At 46.7% G+C, this 14,741-nt stretch carries 12 protein-coding genes; 11 read left to right on the top strand and 1 reads right to left on the bottom strand.

What is annotated here, in order from left to right; all coding sequences use genetic code 11:
• Positions 1-35: 35 nt before the first annotated feature.
• The 10 genes from HMPREF9473_RS22370 (at position 36) to HMPREF9473_RS22325 (ending at position 12,739) form a co-directional block, all read left to right on the top strand.
• Positions 36-1,403: an ABC transporter substrate-binding protein gene (locus HMPREF9473_RS22370; RefSeq protein ID WP_006782499.1), complete on the top strand. Its 1,368-nt coding sequence runs from the start codon at positions 36-38 to the stop codon at positions 1,401-1,403.
• Between the two features lie 67 nt (positions 1,404-1,470).
• On the top strand, positions 1,471-2,346 hold the full coding sequence (locus HMPREF9473_RS22365) for a carbohydrate ABC transporter permease (RefSeq protein WP_006782498.1): 876 nt from the start codon (positions 1,471-1,473) through the stop codon (positions 2,344-2,346).
• 4 nt (positions 2,347-2,350) lie between these two features.
• Positions 2,351-3,187: a carbohydrate ABC transporter permease gene (locus HMPREF9473_RS22360; protein ID WP_006782497.1), complete on the top strand. Its 837-nt coding sequence runs from the start codon at positions 2,351-2,353 to the stop codon at positions 3,185-3,187.
• A gap of 34 nt (positions 3,188-3,221) precedes the next feature.
• Positions 3,222-5,045, top strand: a complete 1,824-nt coding sequence (locus HMPREF9473_RS22355; protein WP_006782496.1) for a histidine kinase — start codon at positions 3,222-3,224, stop codon at positions 5,043-5,045.
• 25 nt (positions 5,046-5,070) lie between these two features.
• Entirely contained in the window at positions 5,071-5,814 is a 744-nt protein-coding gene (locus HMPREF9473_RS22350) for a response regulator transcription factor (protein ID WP_006782495.1), read from the top strand.
• Between the two features lie 27 nt (positions 5,815-5,841).
• Positions 5,842-7,182, top strand: coding sequence for a glycoside hydrolase family 30 protein (locus HMPREF9473_RS22345; RefSeq protein WP_006782494.1), 1,341 nt, complete (start codon positions 5,842-5,844; stop codon positions 7,180-7,182).
• Between the two features lie 192 nt (positions 7,183-7,374).
• Positions 7,375-9,303: a DUF5107 domain-containing protein gene (locus tag HMPREF9473_RS22340; protein ID WP_006782493.1), complete on the top strand. Its 1,929-nt coding sequence runs from the start codon at positions 7,375-7,377 to the stop codon at positions 9,301-9,303.
• Between the two features lie 325 nt (positions 9,304-9,628).
• Entirely contained in the window at positions 9,629-10,537 is a 909-nt protein-coding gene (locus HMPREF9473_RS22335; protein ID WP_006782492.1) for a transketolase, read from the top strand.
• A gap of 1 nt (position 10,538) precedes the next feature.
• Positions 10,539-11,546, top strand: a complete 1,008-nt coding sequence (locus HMPREF9473_RS22330) for a transketolase family protein (protein ID WP_006782491.1) — start codon at positions 10,539-10,541, stop codon at positions 11,544-11,546.
• 29 nt (positions 11,547-11,575) lie between these two features.
• The gene (locus HMPREF9473_RS22325) at positions 11,576-12,739 is read left to right on the top strand and encodes a RuBisCO large subunit C-terminal-like domain-containing protein (protein WP_006782490.1); all 1,164 of its coding nucleotides are present in this window, start codon (positions 11,576-11,578) and stop codon (positions 12,737-12,739) included.
• Between the two features lie 4 nt (positions 12,740-12,743).
• On the opposite strand, the gene HMPREF9473_RS22320 is transcribed toward HMPREF9473_RS22325, so the two are convergent.
• A complete protein-coding gene (locus HMPREF9473_RS22320; protein WP_006782489.1) occupies positions 12,744-13,514 on the bottom strand; it encodes a DeoR/GlpR family DNA-binding transcription regulator in 771 nt (256 codons plus the stop codon).
• Positions 13,515-13,625: 111 nt separating this feature from the next.
• On the opposite strand from HMPREF9473_RS22320, the gene HMPREF9473_RS22315 reads away from it, so the two are divergent.
• Positions 13,626-14,741, top strand: coding sequence for a BMP family ABC transporter substrate-binding protein (locus HMPREF9473_RS22315; RefSeq protein ID WP_006782488.1), 1,116 nt, complete (start codon positions 13,626-13,628; stop codon positions 14,739-14,741).

Here is a 14,741-nt window from a genome sequence, read left to right as displayed (position 1 = left end):
TGATAATGAAAAATGTATAAGATGGAGGAGTTCATATGAAAAGAAAGATAGTATCTCTTGCACTTGCAGCAGCGATGGTGTGTTCCCTGACTGCATGTGGCGGAAAGAATGAAACAGCAGGAACTACGGCAGCGGGTGCAGCTGAGACACAGGCAGCACAGAGCGACACAAAAGCAGAGCCGGCAAAGGATGCGTCAGGAGAGAAGATCACCTTAAAGGTATTCACAAACCTGCCGGACCGTACATCAGGACAGGGCCTGGTAGAGCAGACACTTCTGGATGAGTATACAGTGGCCAATCCAAACGTATCCATCGAGGTGGAAGCGCTGGATGATGAAGCATATAAGACAAAATTCAAAGCATATGCGGCAGGAAGCCAAATGCCTGACCTTGTCAGTGTCTGGGGACAGCCGGGATTTATTGATGAGGTGATGGATGCCGGACTTTTGGCAGAGCTGAATCCGGATGATTATAAGGATTATGGTTTTATCAACGGTTCCTTAGATGGCTTCAGCCGTGACGGAAAGCTGTATGGACTGGCCAGAAATACTGATGTTATGTGTTTCTACTATAATCAGGCCATGTTTGATGAAAATGGCTGGAAGGTTCCAACTACCTATGATGAGCTGATGACTCTTGGCGCAGCAATCAAGGAAAAAGGCATCATTCCCGTATCGATGGACGGCGGTGACAAATGGCCTCTGTACATTTATGTAACCGATATTATGCAGAAGCTAGACGGAGAAGGCGTGATGGAGAAAACCCACAACGCGATTGCCACCAAAGACTTCTCTGACCCGACATTTACCAAGGCAGTTGATATCTTGACAGATTCCGCGTCCAAGGGATTGTTCCAGAACGGATTTGAGACCACGGATTACGGTACGGCCCAGAACTTATTTGCCAATGGCCAGTCAGCGATGTTCTACATGGGAAGCTGGGATATGAGTATGGCTACCAACCAGGATATACCGGCTGAGGTCCGTGACAATATCAGAGTATTTACCATGCCATCCATCGAAGGCGGAAAAGCAGATGAGACAGCAATTACGGCCTGGAACGGCGGCGGATATTCTGTGACAGCCGGCGCTGGACAGAAAGAAGAGGCTATCAAACTGCTGAACTATATGTTCCGTCCGGAAGGCTGGACCAAGATTGCATGGGAAAATGGTGTCTGCATGTCAGCACAGGATTTCTCCCAGTTTGCAACAGGCAGTGAGACCGAGCCGCAGAAGCAGTTCATGGAGATTGTCAGCAAGGCGACAAACCTGTCCGGTAACCCTCTTGGTGATATGGGAACTTCCGAGTTCAAGACTACCTGTGAGGACCTGGTTCAGGAAGCTGCAATCGGCAAGATTACGACCGAAGACTTTTATAAGGGCATTGCAGCTGCATGTAAGTAAATAAGAACATTTGTAATGGCCGCCTCTCAGTTTTGGATAGGCGGCCATCTGTATAAAGGAGGATTACATGCGTAAGGCATACAGCAATAAAAAAATCATCTTTACTCTTGTTTTCCCGGGCGTGGCGATGTTCCTGTTTGCAATTCTGGCACCCATCTGTTTGAGCTTTTATTATGGGTTTACTGATTTCAGCGGGCTGGGGAAAGCAAACTTTATCGGTTTGCAGAACTACATAACCATGGCGAAGGATACGGCGTTTTGGTATTCCCTGCGCAATTCTCTGCTGTTGGCGGCCGGATTTATCGTGATTCAGCACCCCCTTGCCATTATGACGGCGGCGCTGCTGGACCGGATGGGGAGAAGGGCGGAAGGATTTTTCCGCTGTGTCTACTTCCTTCCCAATGTTATCTCTGTGGCAGTTATCGCGTACCTGTGGAAATTTATCTATAACCCTAATTTTGGCCTGTTGAATAATATTGCCAAGGCGTTTGGATTTGCAGGCGACACCAACTGGCTGGGAAGCGGAAGCGCTATCTGGGCGGTTCTGGTGGTTTTAATCTGGCATGGTTTTGGCTGGGGAATGTTAATCTATTATACCGGAATCAAGAATATTGACCCGGGACTTTATGAGGCCGCAGCCATTGACGGGGCGAACAACAGTCAGACGTTTCTGAGGATCACGCTTCCGTTGATGAAGCCGGTCATCCAGGTTAATGTGACGTTGGCCATCATTTCTGCGTTGAAGCAGATGGAAACCGTATACTTGCTGACTAACGGCGGACCGGGAAATGAGACCCAGTTTATGGCCAACTATCTGTATAAGCAGGCGTTCAGTTCCTTCCGGTACGGTTATGGAAACGCGATCAGTGTGATATTCGTGATTATCTGTATCCTGTCGACCCAGGTGCTGAACCGTATATTCCGCGAAGAAAAGGAGGCATGACCGGATGAAAAAGAAAAAATTTACTCCCGGAAAGATTGTGCTTTGGATGGTTCTGATTGCGGTAGCTGTCATCCAGATATTTCCGCTGATCTGGCTTTTGGATTTTTCCCTGGCCAGCAGTAATGAGATGTTTACCAACGGCCTTTTAATCATTCCCAAGGTGATAAAGTGGGATAATTATGTGAAAGCGTTCGTGGACGGCCATTTCCTGTTATATTTTAAGAACAGCCTTTTGATTAATGTGCTGGCGGTGGCCGCGGTTCTGGTGATCTCCATTATGGCATCCTTTGCCTGTACGAGAATGCACTGGAAACTGTCGGGAATGGTGAGAAACTTAATCCTCCTGGGGATGATGATACCTATCCACGCAACCCTGCTTCCCAACTATGTGATTTACGATAAGCTGCATCTGACAGACAGTATCTGGGCGTTGCTGATTCCCTACATCGCGTTTTCGCTGCCACAGGGGCTGTTTTTAACCAGCAGCTTTATGGACAGCATTCCAAAGGAAATAGAGGAAGCAGCCATGATTGATGGGTGTGGAATCTACCGGATGATTGCGGTTTTAATCACCCCGATGCTGAAATCTTCTCTGGTGACGGTATCTATCATGACATTTTTGAATAACTGGAATGAATTTATGATGGCCAGTACCTATTTGAGCAGTCCCAAGTGGAAGACACTTCCGTTCTCCGTGCTGGAGTTCACGGGAATGTACTCTTCGAATTACGCGGTACAGTTTGCGGTTATGGCGCTGACGGCGGCGCCGATGGTGATTATTTATATCATTTTGAACAAATATATTACAAAAGGCGTTGCCATGGGGGCGGTAAAGGGATAAACTGGAAGCAAAGTATTGCCGTAGGGAGGCCGCCATGAAGAGGGAGAAGGAATCATCAATGCTGAAGCAATTTTACCAGAAGTTGAAGATACGTCATAAAATTGTATTTGCCATTTATCTTGTTCTTTTCCCCACGCTAATCATAGGTGGCGGGCTGATTTACAGCAGGACATACCAGACGACCATGGAGGAAACTACACAGCTTTATCAGCGGTTTACGCAGACAGCCTGCGATGATATCGCGTATCTGCAGCAGGATGTACAGGATATCTCCACGTATTTTGCGGTGAATACGGATATTCATAACGTTTTAGTCGCGCAGAAGGAAACCTTGGGAGAAGACACTCTGTTTTGGGAGACCAGAACGCCGGTTTCATTTCTCCAGGACATCCTTGCAATCAAAAGCCAGATTAAGACGGTGATTCTCTACCCGGAAAACGGTGCGGAGCCATTCTATATCAGCCGTGATGCCAGTGTTCACAATACGAATCTTGAGGAAATCAGAAATCTTCCTATTTATCAGACGGTGGATGAAGCGAGAGGAGATGTGGTCTGGCTCAGGCAGGAGGCGGGACGGGGCGGAATCTATCTGAACAATAAATCGGATAAAATCATCGCCTGCCGGGCTCTTTATGATTTGTCGAAACGCCGTCGGCTGGGATTTCTCGCCATTGGAATGGAGGCGTCCAGGTATTATGATATCTGCCACCGGACGTTAAATGCACCCAATGAGGGAATCGTGGTTCTGGACCGGGAAGGAAAAGAACTGACGCGGGCGGGAGAAGTCAGTGAACTTGTGCTGGAGCATATTCGTGACAGTGAAAATGCAGGACCGCAGTCTGGAGATGACGGTCAGGGACGGTATGTCAGGCAGGAAGGGTATTATATTTTCTGTTCACAAAATGAGAATACGGGGATTGAGGTCTGCTATATGTCGCCCAAGAGTAACTGGAATGACAGAATCCGCCAGAGTCTGACGATGCCGGTTCTGCTGGCGTTTGCCATTCTGATTTTGACATGGACGCTTTCCAGCGTGGTCTCAAGAGCGCTGACCAAACCCATAGCCGCGCTGTGCCAGTCCATGGAGAAATTCAAGGAAGGTGATTTTAGCCAGACGATGAAGACGGACAGCCAGGATGAGATTGGGCAGCTGTCACAGACTTTTAACGACATGGTATTGGAAATCGGCAATCTAATCAATAAAAATTATGTCATGGCGCTGCGGGAGCGAGAAAGTGAATTGAATGCTCTTCAGGCGCAGATTAACCCGCATTTTCTGTATAATGTTTTAGATTCGCTGTACTGGCAGGCGATTGGCTCCGGCAATGAGGAACTGGGCGAGGATGTACTGGCGCTTTCCAAGCTGTTTCGTCTGTTGCTTAGCCAAGGGCAGAGTGAAGTGAACGTAAGTACGGAGATTGAGCTGATTACCTGCTATCTTCAGATTCAGAAGATGCGTTTTGCAAAGAGATTGTCCTATGAGATTCATGTGGATGAGGATATGATGAAGTGCATGATTGGGAAGCTCACGCTGCAGCCGTTTGTGGAAAACGCTATTGTCCACGGGCTGGAGGTGCGCCAGGGAGGCGGAACGGTGAGCGTTTCGGGGCGTAAGGAGTCAGGAAAGCTGGTTTTTGAAATCAGAGACAACGGTGTGGGGATGGAGCAGGAAGAGGCGGATAAACTTTTGGTGATTGACGAGAAGACCCGTTATTCCAGCGCAAGAATCGGCCGCTATGCCATACGAAATATTAAAGAACGGCTGACTTTAAAATACAACGATAACTATACTTTGGAGATGCACAGTGAACCGGGGAAAGGAACTCTGGTCAGAATTGTCATCCCGGAGGAATATTAATCGGAACACGGCAGGGGGAGTATCTATGGAACAGTCTTCATTCCGGCTGCTCATCGCGGATGATGAGGAGACGATATTGAGGGGAATGGAAGCATACATTACAAAATATACGCAGTGTTTTCACAAGATTTACTGTGCGTCGGATGGTCAGGAGGCGCTGGATATGATCTTCAAGTATCATCCGGATGTGATGCTGATAGATGTTCAGATGCCAGTGAAATCGGGCCTGGATGTAATGCGGGAGGCGTGTGCGGTGGGCCTGTGTCCGAAGACGGTGATCCTGTCCGGGTATGATACGTTTTCCTATGCGCAGCAGGCCATCCGGATGGGAGCGGTCGATTATTTGTTGAAACCCTGCCGCTCCTCCGAAATTCTGACAAAGCTGGAATCGGTGGCGGCCCCGTGGATGGCGGAGAAGGTGGAAACACCGGCAGGAGAAGGAAATCTGCTGGTTCGGACGGCCATGGAATATATGATGGACCATATGTCGGAGGATATCAATCTGACCATGGTGGCGGAAAAGGCGGGGGTATCTACGGCTTACCTTTCTACGTTATTTACGCAGAAGGTGGGCTGCGGTTTTGTGGACTATTTAAATAAACTGCGCATTGACTGCGCTTGTGATTATATGCATGACGGGCGCCTGAAGGTGTATGAGATTGCGTTTAAGGTCGGATATCACGATGAAAAATATTTTTCTAAGGTGTTTAAAAAGATAACGGGTCAAAGTCCGTCTACATACAGGCGGAATATTGGAATTGGTGAGTGAGTATAGAAAACGGAAGGGAAAATAAATATGAAATGTTTATGGGAATATACGACTTATGAGAACCGGGTGGAGAAAACTATGAAGGAGGAAATATCATCCTATGCGGATGAGGGACAGGAGAGAGACGCGGTGAACCTGTATCCCGATATGACATACCAGGTGTTTGAGGGCTTCGGAGGTGCGCTTACGGAGGCGGCGGCCTACACATGGCATCAGATGGGGGACAAGAATAAAACCCATTTTCTGGAAGCCTGTTATGGGAAAGATGGCTTGGGATATACGCAGGCGCGCATGGCTTTGGACAGTTGCGACGCATCTCTTGGCAATTATTCCGCCATGGAGGATGAAAATGACCGGGCGATGGAAAGTTTCTCCTTAGAGAGGGACGAAAAATATATTCTCCCATTTTTAAAAGCCGTTGAGGACGTAAAAGGAGAAGCACTGAGTGTAATGCTGTCTCCGTGGAGTCCACCGCCGTTTATGAAGACCAACGGGGAGAAGAACCATGGGGGAAAATTGAAAACGGAGTACTATGCATGGTGGGCGGAGTATGTTTGCAAGTATGTTGAGGAATATAAAAAACGTGGGGTTAAAATCGTGCGAATCAGTATTCAGAATGAACCCGATGCGACCCAGATATGGGATTCCTGCCGTTATAATGCCGCGGAGGAGAAGACATTTTTGAAGGATTTTCTGTATCCGGCTATGGTGAAACACGGACTTTCTGATATTGAGGTGTTTGTCTGGGACCACAATAAAGAGCGGGCTTTGGAGCGGGCTAACGGGATTATAGATGAGGAGACGCGGGATATGGTATCCGGGATTGCGTTTCACTGGTATTCCGGGGACCATTTCGAATCACTGGATATGCTTCATGAGAAGTATCCTGACAAAAAGCTGGTATTTACGGAAGGGTGTGTGGAGTACAGCCGTTTCACGTCCTCTGACCAACTGGAAAATGCGCGGATGTACGGGCATGATATTGCAGGGGATTTAAATCATGGGGCCCATGCTTTTATCGACTGGAATGTGCTGTTGAACAGCCAGGGCGGGCCTAATCATGTGGATAATTTCTGTGATGCGCCGATTATGTATGACGTGGAGAAAGATGTCATGGAAAAGAAGCTGTCTTACACTTACATCCGGCATTATAGCCGGTATCTGGTTCCGGGCAGCGTGCGGATTGGGATGAGCCGGTTTACCGATAAACTGGATGTAACGGCGTTTCGGCGTCCAGATGGAAAGCTGGCGGTGGTGATGATGAACCGGATAGGGGAAGATATGGCGGTTTATATCCGGGTCTATGGGGAGGTCATCCCGCTTACGGTGCCGGGGGACGGGATTGGAACGGCGCTGATTGAGATGTAGATAAAAGGATTATAAGTAAATTAGGTGTGATTGGGCTTTGAACAGGAAATAGGCCGGCTTTATTCTTCCAGCCGGCCAAAAATATCCGAAATAGAGAAGCAATCTGAATCAATATACGGTATAATGTCGTTAATGCCCGGTAGCAGCATGACTGCGGGGTGAGAAAAACAGCGGAAAACGAGGAGAGACGGGATGAAGCCTGTGTTGAGATTTGGAGAGATGGAGATTTTGGGGGCTGATTTGGGGGAGAGGTCCGGGGTGCCGGATTTGTCCGGGGAGGTGATTTTGCAGAATCAGCTTCGGTTTGACTTGGAGGAGGACGATGAGCTTTTTGAGGGGTATGGGAGAAGAAGGAATGCTTATCCCTATCGGAAATATGACAGCTATACCAGGGAATTGAAGAAGAGAACGGTGAAGACAGCGGAGCTGGAAAACCAGTATCTGAAGGCGGTGTTTCTGCCGGAGTATGGCGGCAGACTGTGGTCGCTGGTGGATAAGGAGACGGGGAGAAATCTGCTGTATACCAATGATGTACTCCGGTTTAGCAATCTGGCTGTGTGCAATGCCTGGTTTTCCGGAGGAGTGGAATGGAATATTGGGGTGATTGGACATACGCCGTTGACGACGGAGCCGCTTTATGTGGCGCAGACAGAGGATGGGGCCGGGAATCCGGTGCTTCGGATGTATGAGTATGAGCGAATTAGCGGCGCTTTCTATCAGATGGATTTCTGGCTGGAGGGAGAAGGGCGTTTCTTAAACTGCCGCATGAGAATCTCCAATGAGACGGATGAGGTGGTGCCGATGTACTGGTGGAGCAACATAGCGGTCCCGGAATATGAGGGCGGACGGGTTGTGGTTCCGGCCAGAAAGGCTTACACAAATCAGGGAACTCTGGTGTTGAAAACGGATATTCCATATGACGGGGAAGTGGACGTGACGGATTACAGGACGATTCCCCGCTCCCGTGATTATTTCTTTGATATTGAGGATGACAGCCCGAAATATATTGCCAGTCTGGATCAGGATGGTTATGGACTTTTGCAGTTGTCAACAAAACGGCTTCGGGGAAGAAAGCTATTTTCCTGGGGGAATGGGGAAGGCGCTGACCGATGGCAGGGATTCCTGACCGAGAATGCGGGAAGATATTTGGAGATTCAGGCGGGATTTGGTAAAACCCAGTATGGCTGTGTGCCAATGGCGCCGCATAGAACCTGGGAGTGGATGGAGCAGTATGGGGCCGTCCATATGGGGGCAGATTTTATGAAGACAGGCCATGAGGAGCGCTGGGAAGCTCTGACAGAGAAGCTTCAGGGGGAACAGGCTTTTGAAATGCTGGAGGGAAAACTGAAGGAGACGAAGTCCATGGCCAAAAGTCCGGCCGCGCGGGTGGAAAGAGGCAGCGGCTTCGGAGCTTTGGCTATGCGGGGAGAGAGCACCGGTCATCTGGAGTTTGCGGTGACGGAGAATGGACTTAAAAGGTGGCAGGAATTTCTGTCTACCGGAATTTTGCATACGCCTTCTTCCCAGGAGCCGCCGGAGGAATTTTTTGATGACAGGAAAAGTTTTATCCTTCTGAAGGAGACCGCATGGAAGGAGAACCGGGATAACTGGTATGCTCACTATCTGCTGGCGGTTCGCTATTTCCAGATGGAGGAGTATGAGCTGGCGGAACAGGAAGTGAGAGAATCCCTGAAACTGGAGGAAAATCCTTGGGCTTATCACTGCCTGGCCTGTGTGGAATACTTAACAGGAAGAAACGAAGAGGGCGCGGATGATATGAGAAAGGGAATGGAGTTCAGACGTGATGACTGTTCCTACCTGAAGGAGGGGTTCCGGCTGTTATATCAGTGCCAGGCGTATGAGAAACTGATTGCCTTTTATGATGGTCTGGCAGAATCGGAGAGGGCGATTAACCGCCTGCGCTTCTTCTATATCAGCGCACTCCATAAAACTGGGTGCGACGGGAAGGCCTACGAGCTGATGGAAGAAAACGGAGGTCTGGAGCTGGAGGATATCCGGGAAGGTGAGGAATCCCTGGGGCAGCTGTGGGAGGAACTTCATGAGGCATTGTACGGTGAAAAAGGGGAAATGCCAAAGAAGTATCATTTTAAAGCGATGTGAGCAATTGGCGTTTTAGAATACATACAGGATGGTTCTGTGTAGTTGTTGAGAGAGTGGAATAAGAAGAAAGCAGGGAGTTCTGAGCAGATGGAGGTGCTTGGAACGCCCTGCTTTTTTAGTATTTCGACAGAATGAAAAACAAAAAAATGTTGGTTTGTGTTGAAAGTGATTTAATAAACAAACATAAAAACTGTTGAATTTAAATAAAAACAACTAGGAAATATTGCCGTTATACATATAGATAAACTAACAAAAGGTATATATAATCAATTTAGAAACAACAAAAAACAACATAAAGTAAAATGGTAAAGGAGAAATGGATAACATGACTTGGCAGGAAGAAGTAAACAAAATGGCAAGAGGAATTCGATTAAGAGTGTTGGAGCATACAATAATGGAAAACGGAGGGTATTTATGTCAGGCATGTTCATCCGCTGAGATCATGTCTACCCTGTATAAAAAAATTCTTAAACTTGAAAAATTAGACAAGCCATTAATGCCAGGGCCATTTACAGGTACACCTGGAAAGGACCATAAAGCGGTAACCGGAGTAAGATTCAATGGCAATCACAATCCTGATTGTGATTCCTTTATTTTATCACCGGCCCAGTATGCGTTAGTCCTGTATGCCGCATTGATTGAAGCGGGGAGGATGGATGAAAACGGAATGAAGGAGTATAACATGGATGGCGGTTCCGTTGAAATGATAGGAGCCGAACACTCTCCGGGAATGGAGGTTACAACAGGTTCTCTTGGACAGGGTATCAGCCAGGCGGCAGGAATTGCATTTGCCAGAAAGCAGAGAGGAGACCAGGGCAGGGTTGTAGTATTATTGTCCGACGGGGAGTGCCAGTCGGGTGAATTTTGGGAGGCGGTGCAGGCAGCCAGTTTTCACCATCTGGACAATATCCTGGCATTTATTGATGTCAATGGATATCAGTGTGATGGTAAAATGACTACGGTCATGAATATTGAACCGTTTGAGGAGAGGCTTCGTTCTTTTGGGGCTTGTGTACATAGAATTGACGGTCATGATATCGAAAAGATTGCTGAAATGGGGAAAATGGAAGCCTGTGGCAAACCCACATTTGTGTTGTGTGATACAGATCCCTGCCATGGTCTGGAATTTTTAAGAGAGAGAGAACCCAAATATCATTATATCAGATTTTTAAATCAGGAAGATCGGGAGCGATATCGAGGATATTATGAAAAGCTTATTACGGAGGAAAATTAATATGGAAATACTAAAAAATGTCCATGCCCGCAATCTGGTTGAGTGGGCAAAAGATAAACCGGAAACCTATGTCCTTTCTGCTGACCTTACCAGTTCTTCGGAAGCGCACCTGTTCCGGGATGCCTATCCAGCAAGATTTCTTTCCATGGGAATAGCAGAACAGAACATGCTTGCCTTTGCCGGGGGAATGGCAAGAGAAGGTTTGATTCCTATGATTCACACCTTTGCAGTCTTTATTTACAGACGCGCGTATGATCAGATTGCCATGTCGGTGGCATATCCCAATCTTCCCGTCATTATGGTGGGTTTTCTACCTGGAATTTTAACACCTGGAGGAGCTACACACCAGGCCATTGAAGATATATCCGTGATGCGTTCCCTTCCCAATATGACGGTTTTGGAGACTGCTGACGCAACAGAGGTAGAATCGGTATTGGATGTGGCGCTTGAAGCACAGGGACCGGTATACATCAGAATGCTTCGCGGCGAGATTCCGAGACTCTTTGATCAGAAAGAACCGATGAAGCTGGGAAAGGCTAGAAAACTTCGGGAGGGAAATGATTTTGTCCTGATATCAAGCGGCATCTGTACAGAAGAAGGAATGAGGGCCGCTGCCGCTCTTGCGGATCAGGGAATCCATATAGCCCACTATCACATATCCACATTGAAACCGTTTGACCATCCGGAGATTATGGAAGAGATTGCAAAGAGCAAATATGGAGCCATCACATTTGAAAACCACAGTATTATTGGAGGGCTGGGAAGCATTGTGGCAGAACAGATGGCTGAATATGGAGTTGGTAAAAAGCTTTATCGCCTGGGATTAAATGACACGTTTGTCCACGGGGCCAGCAAAGAGTATCTAATGAAGGAATATGGACTTGATGCCATGGCTCTTATCTCAAAGGTAGAAGCTGTGACCGGGGAGCAGTACGGTATTAAAGAAGAATCTCTTGCGGAAACATATCATCCGGCATTACATAGTGAGGCAAAGCCAGAGGCTTTGTAAGAACGGGGAAGGGAGGTGTATGTGATACTATGTATTTTGAAGATTTTAATAACGAACTGCTAAAAAAACAGCTCAGTGGCGAGCGATTTACCATTGTCTATGAAATATTTGGTTCGGAGGGAGACGCTCGTCAAACAGCAGAAGAAATCTGCATTGAACAGACAGTTGAATTCCCTGAGTCAGCACTTCCCAAAGGAGAAATCAGGGATCAGATTTTGGGAAGAATTATGAACTTTAAAAATCTAAAAGAACATGTTTATGAAGCAGAGATAAGCTTTGCTGTGGAAATCGCGGAATGCGAGTTTACACAGTTGTTAAATGTAATATTTGGAAACTTCAGTATCAAAGAAAATGTCAGAGTGGCAGATATCAGACTAAGTTCTGCTTTACAGGCAACATTGCAAGGCCCGCGGTATGGCATTGAGGGAATCCGGAAAATAGTGGGAGAGGAGGAATTGCCATTATTATTTACCGCGCTAAAACCAATGGGATTATCTTCGGATAATTTTGCAAATTTGGTTAAAGTATTTGCAGAGAACGGAATCAATATTATTAAAGATGATCATGGTTTGACGAATCAGAGCTTTTCGCCGTTTAAAGAACGCGTGCGGGTCTGCAGTGACGCAATCAAAGCAGCATACGAAAAGACAGGGAAAAAGGCAATGTATGTACCTAATGTTACTGCTCCGTTAAAGAAGATTAGAGATAATGCACGGTATGCAAAAGAATGTGGTGCAGATGGAATTATGATTGCGCCTGGACTGGTGAGCCTGGATATCATGAAGGAATTAGCAGAAGATAACGAGATCGGTTTGCCGATTTTCTCACATCCGGCTTTTTCCGGCTGTTATGCTATTAACCGGCAGGGATTTACTTTTAAAGCCTATTACGGGCAGCTCATGAGAATGGCGGGTGCAGATGCAGTGATTTTCCCTAATTATGGGGGACGGTTTTCGCTGAGTTTGGAAGACTGTATTGCAATTGCCAATGCCGGTAAAGAACCCATGGGGGGGATGAAACAGATGTTTAGCTGTCCGGCAGGGGGAATGCAGTTAGATCGTATTGAAGATATGGTGAGCAATTATGGCAAAGATGTATTGCTTTTGATCGGTGGTGGACTGTTCACCTGTGGAGAGAATCTGGCGGCTAACTGCAGACAGTTTACGGCAGCAGTGGAGGCATTAAGAGGGTAGTGGTCTAAAGGGCCTGGGTGGAATCCACCGCAATCACTTTGTTCTTGGCAAGATGAGTACGCCAATTGGAATCTAATGCGTGATCGGTGATCAGGTAATCAATTTCAGAAATATCGGCAATATGGATAAATGAAGTAGAGCCGAGTTTGGTATGGTCTACTAAAAGGTAAGACTCATTACTTCTTTGGATTGCTAATTGCCGGATCACACTTTGGTTCTCATTGGAATCTGAAATTCCGTGGGCCTGGGACAGAGAACGGCATGAAACAAAGGCCTTATCTACATAGTAATTAGACAAAGCCTGGTTGGCGGCGGCACCTAAAAAGGACATGGATATCTGGTGAAAGTTTCCGCCTATAAGAATCAACGAAATATGGGGACACAAAGTTAATTCCTGGGCAATCATTAAGGAGTTGGTAATGACATACAAGGAATAATCTTTAATCATGGATGCAAGGCTGAGGGCTGTGGTGGAACAGTCAAGGAAGATCGAATCCCCATTGTGGATATATTTTAAAGCAGAATGGGCGATGGCCTGCTTGGCATCAATGAGGATATTTTCCCGGAGCACGACATTGACATCATTTTGTACGCCAAGTGTGCTGTAAGCACCGCCGTATACACGGGTAACCAGGCCCTCGCTTTCGAGTTTATTCAAATCGCGACGGATGGTTTCCTCTGTAACGGAAAACTGAAGGGCTAAATCAGCAACCATAACGCTTTTGTTTTTGCTGATGATATTTCGAATTTCATTTAATCGGTTGATTGCAAGCATGAAAGACCTCTTAATCTTTAATAATGTTTATTATACTTTAACCATTTCTATTATTCAAGAGGGCTTTGAAGAGACAGGAAAACAATTTTTTAAATGCAGAGGAGGGTTACGATGGGGAAGAAAGTATTGGTCATGATGCTGACCGTAGGAATGATGATTTCTTTAATAGCATGTGGAACAGGAACAAAAGACAACAGTAATGCAGCAGAAGATGGGTCTGTAAAAGTTCCAAGTATTTGTGTGGTAGTGGGCAATGCCAGTGACAAATCTTTTTCCGAATCAGCGGCGAGAGGGGCGGAAATGGCGGCTGAGAAGTTTGGCTGTAAAACAAAAGTAATTGAGTATGGGGAGGATGAGACAAAGTTTCTGCCAACCTTGGAGGATATATCGGATAGTGGCTGGGATATTATAGTGGCTACGGGATATGCATCAAAGGAGGGAATAGAGTCCATGGCGAAAGAATATCCCAATCAAAAATATATGTTGCTGGATCAACGGGTAGATGATGGATTCTCCAATGTGTATTCTGCGGATTACAAAGGAAATGAGGGCGCCTTCTTGTCGGGAGCATTGGCGGCTATGATAACAACCGCCTCCCAGGACGAACTGGCCTATGCCAACGAGGATAAGGTTGTTGGTTTTGTGGGCGGTATGGATATGACGCTGATCAATGATTTCACAGTGGGATTTATTCAGGGCGCACAGTTTATCGACCCAGAAATAAAAGTGATTACATCTTATACGAATTCTTTTACCGATGCGGCTAAGGGAAAAGAACTGGCAAAGATCATGTATGATTCCGGGTGCGATGTGGTATATAACGGTGCAGGAGGGGCCGGTATGGGGTGCCTTGAAGCGGGAAAGGAAGCCGGCAAGTATTCCATAGGAACGGACTCTGACCAGGCCTTGCTTTTTAAAGATGATCCGGATAAGGCAAACTTAATTCTGGCATCACAACTGAAGTGCCTGGATGAAAATATAATTCGGGTAGTTGAAAAATATATAGCGGGGGAAGAAATTTTCGGAAAAAATGAAACATTGGGATTGACAGAGGGCATGATCCGGCTGGCAGATAATGACTATTACAAAACCAATGTGCCAGAATGGATGAGAGATAAAATCCTGGAACTGACAGAGATGATAAAGAATGGCGAGATTAAAGTCGATACGGCATATGGGATGGAGGACGCTGATGTGAAGTCAATCATTGATGGTGCTCGTCCATAG

This window comes from Hungatella hathewayi WAL-18680 (genome assembly GCF_000235505.1).
GTDB lineage: Bacteria > Bacillota > Clostridia > Lachnospirales > Lachnospiraceae > Hungatella_A > Hungatella_A hathewayi_A.
Note: the sequence above shows the minus strand (reverse complement) of the source record. Positions and strands in the feature narration are given on the sequence as shown.

Coding starts and splice junctions, on each gene's coding strand:
- HMPREF9473_RS22370 (WP_006782499.1), top strand. CDS start 36: ATGAAAAGAAAGATAGTATCTCTTGCACTTGCAGCAGCGATGGTGTGT.
- HMPREF9473_RS22365 (WP_006782498.1), top strand. CDS start 1,471: ATGCGTAAGGCATACAGCAATAAAAAAATCATCTTTACTCTTGTTTTC.
- HMPREF9473_RS22360 (WP_006782497.1), top strand. CDS start 2,351: ATGAAAAAGAAAAAATTTACTCCCGGAAAGATTGTGCTTTGGATGGTT.
- HMPREF9473_RS22355 (WP_006782496.1), top strand. CDS start 3,222: ATGAAGAGGGAGAAGGAATCATCAATGCTGAAGCAATTTTACCAGAAG.
- HMPREF9473_RS22350 (WP_006782495.1), top strand. CDS start 5,071: ATGGAACAGTCTTCATTCCGGCTGCTCATCGCGGATGATGAGGAGACG.
- HMPREF9473_RS22345 (WP_006782494.1), top strand. CDS start 5,842: ATGAAATGTTTATGGGAATATACGACTTATGAGAACCGGGTGGAGAAA.
- HMPREF9473_RS22340 (WP_006782493.1), top strand. CDS start 7,375: ATGAAGCCTGTGTTGAGATTTGGAGAGATGGAGATTTTGGGGGCTGAT.
- HMPREF9473_RS22335 (WP_006782492.1), top strand. CDS start 9,629: ATGACTTGGCAGGAAGAAGTAAACAAAATGGCAAGAGGAATTCGATTA.
- HMPREF9473_RS22330 (WP_006782491.1), top strand. CDS start 10,539: ATGGAAATACTAAAAAATGTCCATGCCCGCAATCTGGTTGAGTGGGCA.
- HMPREF9473_RS22325 (WP_006782490.1), top strand. CDS start 11,576: ATGTATTTTGAAGATTTTAATAACGAACTGCTAAAAAAACAGCTCAGT.
- HMPREF9473_RS22320 (WP_006782489.1), bottom strand. CDS start 13,514: ATGCTTGCAATCAACCGATTAAATGAAATTCGAAATATCATCAGCAAA.
- HMPREF9473_RS22315 (WP_006782488.1), top strand. CDS start 13,626: ATGGGGAAGAAAGTATTGGTCATGATGCTGACCGTAGGAATGATGATT.